10 protein-coding genes are annotated in these 12,509 nt (G+C 71.7%); 4 read left to right on the plus strand and 6 right to left on the minus strand.

The window, feature by feature from the left end; all coding sequences use genetic code 11:
• Nucleotides 1–192 precede the first annotated feature (192 nt).
• The 4 genes from MKK88_RS12185 to MKK88_RS12200 form a co-directional block, all read right to left on the minus strand.
• Nucleotides 193–1,119 (minus strand): hydroxymethylglutaryl-CoA lyase, encoded by a 927-nt coding sequence (locus tag MKK88_RS12185; protein ID WP_244000133.1) that lies wholly within the window; start codon nucleotides 1,117–1,119, stop codon nucleotides 193–195.
• Nucleotides 1,120–1,127: 8 nt separating this feature from the next.
• Nucleotides 1,128–2,321, minus strand: a complete 1,194-nt coding sequence (locus MKK88_RS12190; protein WP_243999990.1) for a CaiB/BaiF CoA transferase family protein — start codon at nucleotides 2,319–2,321, stop codon at nucleotides 1,128–1,130.
• A 67-nt stretch (nucleotides 2,322–2,388) separates the two neighbouring features.
• The gene (locus MKK88_RS12195; RefSeq protein ID WP_243999992.1) at nucleotides 2,389–3,336 is read right to left on the minus strand and encodes a LysR substrate-binding domain-containing protein; all 948 of its coding nucleotides are present in this window, start codon (nucleotides 3,334–3,336) and stop codon (nucleotides 2,389–2,391) included.
• Nucleotides 3,337–3,353: 17 nt separating this feature from the next.
• Entirely contained in the window at nucleotides 3,354–3,728 is a 375-nt protein-coding gene (locus MKK88_RS12200; protein ID WP_243999994.1) for a hypothetical protein, read from the minus strand.
• Between the two features lie 244 nt (nucleotides 3,729–3,972).
• On the opposite strand from MKK88_RS12200, the gene MKK88_RS12205 reads away from it, so the two are divergent.
• The 4 genes from MKK88_RS12205 (at nucleotide 3,973) to MKK88_RS12220 (ending at nucleotide 7,629) form a co-directional block, all read left to right on the plus strand.
• The gene (locus MKK88_RS12205; RefSeq protein ID WP_243999996.1) at nucleotides 3,973–4,605 is read left to right on the plus strand and encodes a LemA family protein; all 633 of its coding nucleotides are present in this window, start codon (nucleotides 3,973–3,975) and stop codon (nucleotides 4,603–4,605) included.
• Nucleotides 4,606–4,614: 9 nt separating this feature from the next.
• Nucleotides 4,615–5,430, plus strand: coding sequence for a TPM domain-containing protein (locus tag MKK88_RS12210; RefSeq protein ID WP_409566651.1), 816 nt, complete (start codon nucleotides 4,615–4,617; stop codon nucleotides 5,428–5,430).
• On the plus strand, nucleotides 5,420–6,052 hold the full coding sequence (locus MKK88_RS12215; RefSeq protein WP_243999998.1) for a TPM domain-containing protein: 633 nt from the start codon (nucleotides 5,420–5,422) through the stop codon (nucleotides 6,050–6,052). The genes MKK88_RS12210 and MKK88_RS12215 overlap by 11 nt, the downstream gene beginning before the upstream one ends.
• A 248-nt stretch (nucleotides 6,053–6,300) precedes the next feature.
• A complete protein-coding gene (locus MKK88_RS12220; RefSeq protein ID WP_244000000.1) occupies nucleotides 6,301–7,629 on the plus strand; it encodes a glycosyltransferase in 1,329 nt (442 codons plus the stop codon).
• Nucleotides 7,630–7,653: 24 nt separating this feature from the next.
• On the opposite strand, the gene MKK88_RS12225 is transcribed toward MKK88_RS12220, so the two are convergent.
• Both MKK88_RS12225 and MKK88_RS12230 read right to left on the minus strand, forming a co-directional pair.
• A complete protein-coding gene (locus MKK88_RS12225) occupies nucleotides 7,654–11,019 on the minus strand; it encodes a GAF domain-containing hybrid sensor histidine kinase/response regulator (protein ID WP_244000002.1) in 3,366 nt (1,121 codons plus the stop codon).
• Nucleotides 11,016–12,338, minus strand: coding sequence for an O-antigen ligase family protein (locus MKK88_RS12230; RefSeq protein WP_244000004.1), 1,323 nt, complete (start codon nucleotides 12,336–12,338; stop codon nucleotides 11,016–11,018). Before MKK88_RS12230 ends, MKK88_RS12225 begins: the two co-directional genes overlap by 4 nt.
• Nucleotides 12,339–12,509 lie beyond the last annotated feature (171 nt).

The raw sequence follows: 12,509 nt of genomic DNA on the forward strand, positions 1-12,509 counted from the left end.
GATCCGGCTCCGGCCGAGATCGAAGCCGCCGCCGAGATCGAGTCCGAGGTCGAAGCCGAGCCAGTCGTGGCGGCGCTCGAGCCGGTCGCCCCCGCGCCGGTCGCGCTTCCCATGGTCGCGCCTCGCGCCCATCTGATCCCGCCGGGCGGGAGAGGGGGCGCGTTGCGTCCGCCAGTAACGTCTCACTTCGGTTCAAGCCGCCTTGGCGGGCACCGGGTGCAGGTCGCAGGGGCGTCCGGCCTTGGCGACCTGCCCGGGCACGTCGTGCCCGACAAGGCGCGGCAGGTCCCGCGACAGGCCGATCAGCGCCGCGAGGTCGAGGCCCGTCGTCAGGCCCATCTCGTGCGCCATGCTGACGAGATCCTCGGTGCAGATGTTGCCGGTGGCGCCGGGCGCGAACGGGCAGCCGCCGAGGCCGCCGAGCGCCGCGTCGAAGCGGCGGGCGCCCGTGTCGTAGGCGGCCAGCACGTTGGCGAGGCCGAGGCCGCGCGTGTTGTGGAAGTGGAGCGTCAGCCGTCCGGCGCCGACCAGGGGTAGCACCCGCGCGACGAGGCGCGCCACCTGCCGGGGGTTGGCCATGCCGGTGGTGTCGGCGAGGGTCACCCCGTCGACGCCGAGCGACAGGTACCGCTCCACCTGCGCGACGACCTTGTCGACCGGCTGGTCGCCCTCGAACGGGCAGCCGAAGGCGGTCGCCACCGTGGCGTTGGTGCTGACCGGCGCGCCGCGCACCGAATCCATGATCCGCGCGAAGCCCGCGATCGAATCGGCCGGGCTCATCCCCATATTGGCGCGGTTATGGGTCTCGCTCACCGAGGCCACGAGGTTGATCTCGTCGACCTTGGCGGCGAGCGCCCGCTCGGCACCCTTCGGGTTCGGCACCAGGGCGACGTAGACGGTCCCGGGCCGGCGCCGGATCCCGGCGAAGACGTCCGCCGCGTCGGCGAGCGCCGGCACCGCCTTCGGCGAGACGAAGGACGAAACCTCGATCCGGCTGAAGCCGGCCTCCGAGAGCGCGTCGATCAGGCGGATTTTTTCTGCCGTCGCCACGAAGACGGGCTCGATCTGGAAGCCGTCGCGGGTGGCGACCTCCTGGACGATCATCGCGTCGCTGTTCATGACCCCAGTCATGCCACCGCTCCCTTCGCGCGGAGCGCCGCGATCCGCTCGGCATCGAGGCCGAGTTCGCCGAGCACCGCGTCCGTGTGGGCGCCGAGCGCCGGGCCCTGCCAGCGGATTTCGCCCGGGGTGTCGGACAGCTTCGGCACGATGCCGGGCATCTTCACCTGGGTCCCGCCGGGCAGCTCCGCCTGGAGGATCATGTCGCGGGCCTGATAGTGCGGGTCGGCCACGATGTCGGCCACCGAGTAGATCCGGCCGGCCGGCACGTCGGCGGCCTCCAGCACGGCGAGCGCCTCCTCGACCGTCTGGGTCTTCGACCAGTCGGCAATCGTGCCGTCCAGCATCGCGGATTGCTGCGAGCGCCCCGCGTTGTTGCGCAGGGCCGGATCCTCCGCGAGGTCCGGACGGCCGATCGCCGTCATCAGGCGGCGGAAGATCGGGTCGCTGTTGCCGGCGATGACGACGAAGCCGCCGTCCCGGGTCGGATAGGTGTTCGACGGGGTGATGCCCGGGAGCGCGCCGCCGGTGCGGGTGCGGACCTCGCCCAAAAGATCGTATTCGGGGACGAGGCTCTCCATCACGTTGAACACGCTCTCGACGAGCGAGACGTCGATCACCTGCCCGGCGCCCTGGCCGGTCTTGACCCGCAGCAGCGCCATCAGGGCGCCGATCACGCCGTGGAGCGAGGCCAGGGTGTCGCCGATGCTGACGCCGACCCGGGCGGGGGGCGCCTCCGGGCTGCCGGTGGTGAAGCGGATGCCGCCCATCGACTCGCCGATGGCGCCGAAGCCCGGCCGGTCGCGGTACGGGCCGGTCTGGCCGTAGCCGGAGATCCGGACCATCACGAGGTTGGGATTGAGGGACGAGAGCACGTCCCAGCCGAGTCCGAGCTTCTCCAGGCCGCCGGGGCGGAAGTTCTCGACCACCACGTCGGCGCTCCGGGCGAGCTGCTTGACGATGTCGAGGCCCTCAGGACTTTTCAGATTGACCGCGATCGACTTCTTGTTGCGCGACTGCAGGTACCACCAGAGCGAGGTGCCCTCGTGCATCTTGCGCCACTTGCGCAGGGGGTCGCCCTCGCCCGGGGGCTCGACCTTGATCACCTCGGCGCCGAACTCGGCCATCAGCCGCGTCGCGAAGGGCGCGGCGATGAGCTGGCCGAGTTCGAGAACGCGGATACCGCTGAGCGGGCCGGACATCCTCTCCTCCATCTTTTGTTACCTCACGGCTACTTTGAACCAGGGCCTGGAGTCCAAACACCATCCATCATCCTGCGTTCTCCAGCGGAGAACGCAACGCATCGGCGGCGCGCAGATGGTCGAGCAGGAGTTGGGCGGCCGGCGGCAGGAAGCCGGGGCGGACGACGAGGCTCAGCATGCGCTGCGACCACGGGTCCGTGAGCGGCACCGCGGCGAGCCGCATCGACGGCCCGAGCAGGGCATGGACATGTTCCGGGACGGTCCCGAGGCCCATCCCGACCTGCGCCATCCGGCAGATCGCGTCGAAGCTCGGCACGTGCATGCGCAGGTGCAGCGGCCGGCCGAGGCGCCGGGCCTCGTCCCGCAGGGCCGCGTAGATCGAGCTCTCCACGTGCAGCCCGACATGGTCGTAGTCGAGCGTCTCGGCGAGCGCGATGGCGGCGCGGTCGCTCAGGGGATGATCTTCCGGCATGACCAGGACGAGCCGGTCGGCCCGGTACGGGTAGGCGATGAGCGTGCGCGTGTCGGTGCCGCCCGCGCAGATGCCGAGATCGGCGAGCCCCTCCTCGACGCCGGCCACGACGCCGCCGCTCGGGCGCTCCTCCAGATCGACCCGGATCCCACCCTGCGCGGCGAGGAACGCCTGCAGATCCTCGGGCAGGAATTCCACGATGGCTGAGAGGTTGGCGAGCACCCGCACGATGCCGCGCACGCCGCGCGCATGCTCGGCGAGTTCGAGCGCGATCTGCTCGGCGCTCGCCAGCATGCGGCGGGTGTGATGCAGCAGGGTCTCGCCCGCCGGAGTCAGGCGCATGCCGCGGGGCTCGCGGATTAGCAAGGTACAGCCCAGCGCGTGCTCCAGTTCAGCGAGCCGCTTGCTCACCGCCGATGGGGCGATCGCGGCCCGCCGCGCCGCGCCGTTGAGCGTGCCCTCCGTGCAGATCGCCGCGAACAGGCGCAGCGTCTTCAGGTCGAGGCGGCTCAGGGTCGCGGCGATCGGCGGGCCTGCGGACATCGGATGTCCCGGCCCGGTCAGTCCGGCGAACCGACCGGCTGGCCATAGCTGCCATAGCCGAGCTTCGCCCCCTGCCGGTTGACGCGGCCGAAGCGCATCACCGCCTGCTCCAGGTAGTCGATCGCGTCGACGAGATGCGTGCGGGCCGCCGCGATCGTGTCCTCACCCTCCTCGACCGGCGCCTCGGCGAGCTTCACGGCGGCGATCAGCACCCGGTCGCGCTCGTCCTCGATCCGGGGGTCGCGCTCGACATGGCCGCGCACCCGCGCATCGTAGGCCTCGATGACCGACCAGGGCAGCGCGTCCTTGTTGGATGGCGCCTGGAAGGCGAGCGCATGGCGCCGCGCGACCGCGCTTGCGGCCCTGACGTGATCGGCGAGCACTGCATCCATCTCTGACCTCCGCGGCACCGCCTCGAGTACAAGGACCGAGAGCCGTGTCGATTGCAACGCGATCGGGATCGACCCTCGGCATCCCGAACGTGCATCCCGAACGTGTATGGCCGCACGCCGTTGCCCCGATCGGCCGATCCTCCCATCCTTGAGCAGGGGGTGGGGCTTACCTTGGTGGATCGAATCGGTATCTGTCGAATTCGTGATGAACGAGCCGCGACTCGCCCGGCGAACGGGGAACGGAATGATGACGACACTGACGGCCGGCGCCCAGCGCCAGCCCTCCGCGGCGCGGCTCCTCGGCCTGTTCTCGATCGTCCTGGTGGCCATCGGCCTGTCCGGCTGCGGGGCGATCAACCGGGTGCCGACCCTGCAGGAGCAGGCGAAATCCTCCTGGAGCGAGGTGCAGAACCAGTACCAGCGCCGGGCCGACCTGATCCCCAACCTCGTCGAGACCGTGAAGGGCTACGCCCAGCAGGAGAAGGACGTGCTGATCGGCGTCACCGAGGCCCGCGCCAAGGCGTCGAGCGTGAAGGTCGACGCCTCCACGGTGAGCGACCCGCAGAAGTTCAAGGAATACCAGGACGCGCAGAACCAGCTCTCCGGGGCGCTCGGGCGCCTGCTGGTGACGGTCGAAAAATACCCCGACCTGAAATCGAACCAGAACTTCCTGGCCCTGCAATCGCAGCTTGAGGGCACCGAGAACCGCATCGCGGTGGCGCGGCGCGACTACATCACGGCCGTCCAAGCCTACAACACCGAGGTGCGCACGATTCCGGGCCGCTGGATCGCGGCGTTCCTCTATCCCGACGCCAAGCCGATGGAGACCTTCACGGCGACGCCGAATGCCGACCGGCCGCCGAACGTGAAGTTCTAGGGACCGCCCGTGAGCCGGAACATCCCGGTCCGGGTGCGGCTCGCCCTGGCGCTCGCCGTCATCGCGGCCTGCCTGGCGGTCTACGCGGTCGGGGCGCTCGCGGCCGAGCTGAGCTTCCCGACGCTCACCGGCCGCGTCGTCGATGTGGCCGGCCTGCTCACGCCGGACCAGCGCCACGCGCTCGAAGTCAAGCTGAAGGCGCACGAGGACAAGACCTCGGATCAGGTCGTGGTCGCGACCGTGCCGAACCTCCAGGGCACGACCATCGAGGATTACGCCAACCGCCTGTTCCGGGCCTGGAGGCTCGGGCAGGCCAAGACCAACAACGGCGTCCTGCTCCTGGTGGCGCCGCAGGAGCGCAAGGTCCGCATCGAGGTCGGCTACGGCCTCGAAGGCGCGCTGACCGACGCCCAGTCCCGCACCATCACGGCGAGCGCGATCACGCCGCGCTTCAAGACCGGCGATTGGTTCGGGGGGCTCGACGCGGGCGTGGACGGGATCCTGGCGATCCTGTCGCGGGACGCACAGGAATGGCAGCGCGCGCCGCAGCCCAAGGACGACGCGGCCGATCCCATGCAGGTGGCGATCTTCGTGATCCTGCTTCTGATCGTGGTGGTGGTGGCGTGGCGCATGGCCCGGCTCGGCAACCGGGGCGGACGGGGTGGACGGGGCGGCGGAATCGTGATCCTGCCCGGCCCCGGTTCGGGCGGCTGGGGCGGGGGCTTCTCGGATGGCGGCTTCGGCGGTTCATCGGGTGGGTTCGATGGCGGCTTTTCCGGCGGGGGCGGCTCGTCGGGCGGCGGAGGGGCCTCCGATGGCTGGTAGCCTTACCGACGCGCTCACGCCGGAGGCGCGCGCCCGCCTCGCCCGGGCCGTGGCGCGGGCCGAGGCCGGCACGTCCGGCGAGATCGTCGTCATAGTCAGCGCGCGGGCGGGCGCCTACCGCTCGCTCGTCCTGCTGGCGACGCTGGTGGCGGCCCTGATCCTGCCCTGGCCGCTGATCGCGCTGACGCCCTGGGGGCCGGCCGCCATCGCGCTGGCGCAGGCCGCCCTCGTGGCGGCGATCCTGCTCGCGAGCCAGAGTGAGCGGCTGCGCCTCGCCCTGGTCCCCCGCCGCCTGCGCAGCGCCCGCGCCCGGGAGGCGGCGCAGCGGGCCTTCTGGTCCCGGGGCCTGAGCCTGACCCGATCCCGCACCGGCGTGCTGCTCTACCTGTCGCTGGCCGAGCGGCACGCGGAGATCGTCACCGACCTCGGCGTCCTGCGTGAAGTCTCGCCCGCCGCCTGGGACGGCATCCTGGCCGCCCTCATCGCGGCCCTCGGGCGGGGCGAGATCGAGGCCGGGTTGACGGCGGCGATCGGGGCCATCGGCACCTGCCTGGCGGAGCATCTGCCGGCCGGGCCCGACGATCCGGACGAGTTGCCGAACCGGGTGATCGTGGTGGACTGATACGGCTTCCGGTCGAGGGCTTCGGCACCGCCGTCCATGCGCGCAGAGCGAAGCGGTCCAGCCCGCGCCACGCGCGCCGATGGTGCGCTGCCGCACGAAGCCGTTCGCACTCCGTAACCAGATGGATCGGCGGGCGATTTTCCCTCTGACACCGGCGCATGATCGCGCCCGGGGCGCCCGCTCGAGACGGGGCCGAAACCCCAACAGGGGCGAGGCCGGTGCCGCTGGCGTCGCCCAAGGAGGCCTCGATGAAGATCCTGATCGCGGCGACGCCGCTCACCGGCCACGTCAACCCGCTGCTCGCCATCGGCCGCGCCGCCGCCGCGCGGGGTGACGACGTGCTCGTGCTGTCCGACGCGCTGTTTCGCGCAAAGATCGAGGCGGCGGGCCTGCGCTTCACGGCCTACGCCGATAACGGCTCAGCCACGTTCCGGGAGACCGAGTTGCCGGCGGGGCCCGAGCGCTACCGGCGCGAGTTCCAGCGGCGCTTCATCGATCCGATGCCGGATCAGGCCTCCGTGCTGCGCCGGCTGATCGCCGAAGAGGCGCCGGACGTGATCGTCGCCGGCAGCCTCTTCCTCGGGGTGCTGCCCCTGCTCCTCGACGAGACGCCGCGGCCGCCGATCGTGACCGTCAATGTCAGCTTCCTGTTCCTGGATCGGCCGGACCACGCCCCGGTCGGCCTCGGCCTTCCCCCCGCCCGGGACCGGGGCGAGCGGGTCCGCTACGCCGCCCTGAAGGCCGGTATGGACGCGGCCTTCACCAACCCGGTGCGCAGCTACACGGACGGCGAACTCGCCAGGCTCGGCCTGCCGCCGCTGCCGGCCTCGCTGCCGCATTCCATCGTGGTGCTCCCGGACCTGTTCCTCCAGCCGACGGTGCCGGGCTTCGAATACGAGTACGGCACGCTGCCCCCGGGCGTGCGCTTCATCGGGCTCCTGCAGCCGCCGACCCCGCCAGCCCCCCTCCCGGACTGGTGGCCGGCGCTGGAAACCGCGAACGCGGCGGGCAAACCCGTCGTGCTGGTCACGCAGGGAACGCTGGCCAACGCCGATTTCGGCGAGCTCCTCGAACCGACCCTCGCGGCCCTGGCCGACCGGGCCGATCTCCTCGTCCTCGCCACCACCGGCGGCCGCCCCGTCACGGCCCTGCGCGGGCCGATCCCCGCGAACACGCGCCTCGCCGGCTTCCTGCCGTTCCGCGATCTGCTGCCGCGGGTGAGCGTGCTCGTGACCAATGGCGGTTACGGCAGCGTCAGCCTAGCGCTGGCCGCCGGGGTGCCGATCGTCTCGGCCGGCCTCACCGAGGACAAGGCCGAGGTGAATGCCCGCGTCGGCTGGTCCGGCGCCGGGATCAACCTCGCCACCAACAATCCGAGCCCGGAGGTCCTGCGGGAGGCGGTGGATCGGGTGCTCGCCGAGCCGACGTTCCGGCAGCGCGCCGGCGCGCTCCAGGCGGCCTTCGCCAGCCGCGACGCCATGGCGGGCACGCTGACGGCCCTGGACGACCTCGCCCGCTCCGGGCCGATGCGCAGCGGCGGCGCGAGGCTCGCGGTGCCGCTGGCGCGGTCGGCCTGACGGCGTCCGCCCGGTCGCGCGCGTTCAGGCCGCGCGCAACTGGCGGATGGCGCGCAACGCCGTCGCCCGCTGGATCTCCAGGCGCCGGATCAGCGGGATCAGGTCGGCCCCCGCATGGGCGGCCGCCTCGACCTCCCGGCACAGGCTCGACAGGCCGACGAAGCCCAGGAGCCCCGCCGCCGCCACGAGGGCGTGCGCGTCGTGGGCGATCTGGAGCCGGTCGGTCTCGCTCGGCCGGAACCGCTCGGACAGCTCGTTCGCCAGGAGATCCAGCAGCGCGCCGACCCGATCCGCCCCGAAATTCGACTCCATCTCGGTCAGCACCGCGGCGTCGAGGATGGCGGAATCGACCTGCGCGGCCCGGTGTGGCTCCTCCGCCCGCGTCGGCCGCCGCGCACCGGGCGCCGACCAGCGGCTGATCGTGGCGAAGAGATCGGCCCGGCGGAACGGCTTGCCGACATAATCGTCCATCCCGGCCGCGCGCAGCTCCTCGATCTGGGCGGGCAGCACGTTGGCCGTCATGGCCACGATCGGGATGTCGCAGGCCGGCGGCGCCAGCGCGCGGATGCGGCGGGTGGCGGTCAGCCCGTCGACCCGGGGCATCTGGACGTCCATCAGCACCAGATCGTAGGGGCGCCCACCCGCGACCGCGGCGGCGACCGCCGTGATGGCCTCGGCCCCGTCGCCCGCCACCTCCACGACGTAGCCCTGCGATTCGAGCACCGCGCAGGCCAGTTCCTGGTTGAGCGGCACGTCCTCGACCAGGAGCAGGCGCAGTTGCGCGGCGTCCCGCTGCGCGGTGGTGGTAGCCGCGGCAGGGGCTTGGGCGGTAGCCCGGGCAGCGGCTTGCGCCCGCGGCCGGGCGCTCTCGCGCTCCTCCCCCGCCGCGTGGCCTGGGGCCGCTTCGGCGCTCCGCGGCAGGGTCAGGCGGAACCAGAAGGTCGATCCCTGACCCTCGCGGCTCTCGACGCCGATCTCGCCGCCCATCAGCGTCACGAGGTGGCGGGAGATGGCCAGCCCCAGCCCGGTGCCGCCGAAGCGCCGGCTGATCGAGCCGTCCACCTGGCTGAAGCGCTTGAACAACCGGTCCTGCTGGGCCGGTGCGATACCGATGCCGGTATCGGTCACGGCGAAGCGAATGACGTCGCCGGGGCTGCCGTCGGGGGCGGTGCCCGCGCCCTCCCGCTGCACCGTCAGAGTGACGGAGCCGGCGGGCGTGAACTTAACGGCGTTGTTGAGCAGGTTGAGCAGCACCTGCCGCAGGCGGCCGGGATCGCCGACCACGTGACCCGGCAGCGCCGGGTCGATCCGGCCCTCGATCGCGAGGCCGCTCCGGATCGCGCTGCCGCGCACGATCGACACCGCCGCGTCAACGGTGGAGACCAGGGGGAAACCGACCGGATCGAGGGTCAGCTCGCCGGCCTCGATCTTGGAGAAATCGAGGATGTCGTTGACGACGGTGAGGAGCGCCGCGCCGGAGCTCTGGATCAGCTCCAGGCGGCGCCGGTCCTCGTTCTGGAGCGTGCCCTGGTCGAGGAGCAGGTCGGCATAGCCGAGGATGCCGTTGAGCGGCGTGCGGATCTCGTGGCTCATGGCGGCCAGGAACTCGCTCTTGGCCGCGCTCGCCCGTTCGGCCTCGGCACGGGCCGCCTCCGCGTCCCAGGTGGCCGCCCGCAGCGCCGCCTCGGCGGCCTTGCGCTCGGTAATATCGAGGTGGAGCCCGACCATGCGCTGCGGCTGGCCCTCGGCTCCGAACACGGTCCGCCCGCGGGCATAGAGCCAGCGCTCGCCCACCCGGAACTCGGCCGCGTAGGGCGTCGAGGTCTCCACCGCCCGCCGGATCTCGTTCCAGACGTCGCCGACATCCTCGGAATGGAGGAGCCTGGTCCAGTCGGCCGCAGGCAGGATATGCGGCGCGCCGGTCTCCGGGAGCCCGTGCATGCGTGCGCTCTCGGGGCTCAGGGTGGCGAGCCCGGTCCGCATGTCCCAGTCCCAGGTGCCGGCCTCCGCGGCGTCGAGGGCGATCCCCAGCAGACCGCGGGCCTCCTCCACGGCGAGGCGGGCCGTTACGATGTCGTCGACATCGAGGGCGGTGCCGAGCCATTCCAGCACAGCGCCGTCCGCGGGATCGAGGCGGATCGGGACCAGGGATACCTTGTGCCAGCGGTAGACGCCGTCGTGGCGCCGGATCCGCCACTGACCGCTGAAGCCCTCGCCCGTCGCGACCGCCCGGGTCCAGGCCGCCTCCATGGCGGCGGCGTCATCGGGATGGTTTCGTGCGAGGCGCTGGGCCCGGTCCGACCCGATCGGCCCATAATAGGCCTGGAACTGCGCGTTGGCGTAGGTCGCCTGCCCGTCGCCGACCCGCATGGTCCAGATGAGGATCGGCAGGGTCTCGGCGAGGCCGCGATAGCGCAGCTCGCTGCGGCGCACCTCGTCCTCGGCGCGGCGGCGCTCGGTCACGTCGATCAGCACGCCGGCGAGGCGGACCGCGTCCCCGTCCTCACGGCAGACGCCGCGCACGACCACGTGGCGGATCTCGCCGTCGGGCCGCAGCAGCCGGGCGTCGAAGTCGAAGCTCGCCCGGCGCGCGATCGCGTCGGCCACGATCGCCTCGAGCCGGGCCCGGTCGTCGGGGTGGTAGAGCTGCGCGAAGGCGTCGAGGCGCGGCGGTGGCGTTCCGGGATCGCGGCCAGCGATCGCGTAGAGGCTGGCCGACCAGACCGGCTGGCCATCGGCGAGGTCCACCCGCCAGTTGCCGACGCTGGCGAGCTGCTCGGCCATGGTGAGCTGCTGGTTGGCCGCCTCCTGGGCCCGGGCGCGGGCGTTGATCTCCCGATGCTGCTCGCGGATCAGGGCCTCACGGATCGCCGCCCGCTCGATCTCGCGCGCCCGGCGGGCATTGGCCTCGGTGAGGCGCAGATGGGCGAGGACGATCTCGGCCAGGTCGCGGAAGGTCGCGATCTCGTCCTCCGAGAGCCCGGCGCGGGGCTCCGGATCGATGAGGCAGAAGGTGCCGATCCGCAGGCCGGGCCGCAGGCTCAGCGGCAGGCCCGCGTAGAAGCGGAAGCCCCCGGCGGCGGCGACCCCCGGCATGTCGCGGAAGCGCGGATCGTCCCGGGCATCGGGCACGACCAGCAGGGCGTCGCTGCGGATCGTGTGATCGCAGATGCCGTCCGTGCGCGGGATCGCCCCCGGCAGATCGATGCAGGGCGTTTTCGGCCACAGCTCCGTGGCGTCGATGAAGTTCACGAGGGCGGTGCGTACGCCGAACAGGCGGCGGGCGGTGTGGCACACGGCATCGAAATGCGGCTCGGGCGCCGTCCCCAGGATGCCGAGGGCCCGGAGGGCTGCGAGCCGTTCCCCCTCGCTGTCCGGCTGTGTGCTCACGGGATCGTCTCCGGCTGCGGACCTCCGACCGGTGATCCGCTGGCCCGGAGGGAGGGATGGCCCGCCCGGGTCCGGGTTTCAAGCGCAGCCCGATGCGGCCTTCCCACGCGCAGCCGCGCGGCTTCGAGCGCCCAGACCATGCCGAGCATCATGTAGACGTGACGCCACTTCTCGATATCGATCTGGAAGGCCTGCAGGAAGAACATCAGCAAAGCCGGCCAGACGATCTGGGCATGCGCCCGGAACGGCGACGGAAGCACCAGCAGGCGGAACCCCACGAAACTCGTCGTCAGCACCAGGCCGATGAACACCGCCCCGCCGAGCCAGCCGCCATTGGCGAAGGAGCCGATATAGGAGTTGTGCGGCTCCAGCCCGAAAACCAGCCGCCAGTGCATCGGCCCCATCCCGAACGGGCGTTCCAGCAGCATGGCGAGGCCGCGGATCTGATTGCCGAACCGCCCGGTCTCGCCCTGATCGTAATCCTGGGTGAGCGCCGCGCGGGTCTCGAACATCTTGTGGACGTGGTCGACCGAGAGCAGGCCGATCACCGCCACGGTGCCGAGCACGAGGGTCGCGAGGGTGAGGAGCACGATCCGGCGGCGCAGCCGGATCGAGCGGCTGCCCGCATAGACCGAGCCGACCATGAGCAGCACCGCGACGGCGCTCCCGCCCCAGGAGCCCCGGGAGAACGACAGGAAGATGCCGGCCACGATGATCAGCAGGCCGGCGAACGCGGCCAGGGGCCGGCGGGCCGAGCCGGTGAGCAGGCCATGCATCAGGTAGAGGGCGCCCAGCGTCAGGAACGAGCCGAACACGTTCGGGTCCTGGAAGGTGCCCGACGCCCGGTCGTACTTGTAGAACAGGTCCTCGATGCCGAGCCATTGCAGGTAGCCGACGATGCCCAGCGCCGCCGAGAACACGCAGCTCGCCGTATAGGCCTTGAGCGCCAGCTCCATCCGGGCGTGGGTGTCATCCGCGAAGAACATGGCGAAGAAGATGCAGGTGATCGTGAGGTAGATCAGCTGCACCGTCCAGGTGACCGGAAACTCCTCGTTGAGATACGGCAGCAGCGCGCAGACGATCGCCGCAAGGTAGAGCAGCAGCAGGGCGAGCAGCGGCACCGCCCCCCGGTGCAGGCGCACGCCGAGGCAGAGCCAGAGGACGATCGTCGGGATCGCCACCGCGTCGTAGGGGGACGTGTCCGAGAACGCGAAGCAGGCGAAGAAGATGAAGGCGGCAAACAGCGCCTTCGCCATCGTCTCGACGGCGAAGCGGAGCGGGATGCCGGGCGCGATTCCGGCGGGAGCGCTGTGGGCCATGATACGCGGGCTCCGCGGGCCCGATACGCAGGCCCGCAGCCGCTAGGGTGACAGTCAATCGTTGAGAATCGGCTTCGGCCCCGAAACGGGGGTGTCCGACGGCAGCGAGGTTGAGAACGCGGAGCGGCCGAGCGCTCCCTCGCCCCTCTGCGGGGGAGGGAGAACCGTGTC

Origin of the sequence: Methylobacterium sp. E-005, assembly GCF_022829725.1 — a bacterium.
In the GTDB taxonomy this organism is placed as follows: domain Bacteria; phylum Pseudomonadota; class Alphaproteobacteria; order Rhizobiales; family Beijerinckiaceae; genus Methylobacterium.

Bases quoted from the DNA above. Each gene is read 5' to 3' on its own strand.
- MKK88_RS12185 (WP_244000133.1), bottom strand. From the start codon at position 1,119: ATGAACAGCGACGCGATGATCGTCCAGGAGGTCGCCACCCGCGACGGC.
- MKK88_RS12190 (WP_243999990.1), bottom strand. From the start codon at position 2,321: ATGTCCGGCCCGCTCAGCGGTATCCGCGTTCTCGAACTCGGCCAGCTC.
- MKK88_RS12195 (WP_243999992.1), bottom strand. From the start codon at position 3,336: ATGTCCGCAGGCCCGCCGATCGCCGCGACCCTGAGCCGCCTCGACCTG.
- MKK88_RS12200 (WP_243999994.1), bottom strand. From the start codon at position 3,728: ATGGATGCAGTGCTCGCCGATCACGTCAGGGCCGCAAGCGCGGTCGCG.
- MKK88_RS12205 (WP_243999996.1), top strand. From the start codon at position 3,973: ATGATGACGACACTGACGGCCGGCGCCCAGCGCCAGCCCTCCGCGGCG.
- MKK88_RS12215 (WP_243999998.1), top strand. From the start codon at position 5,420: ATGGCTGGTAGCCTTACCGACGCGCTCACGCCGGAGGCGCGCGCCCGC.
- MKK88_RS12220 (WP_244000000.1), top strand. From the start codon at position 6,301: ATGAAGATCCTGATCGCGGCGACGCCGCTCACCGGCCACGTCAACCCG.
- MKK88_RS12230 (WP_244000004.1), bottom strand. From the start codon at position 12,338: ATGGCCCACAGCGCTCCCGCCGGAATCGCGCCCGGCATCCCGCTCCGC.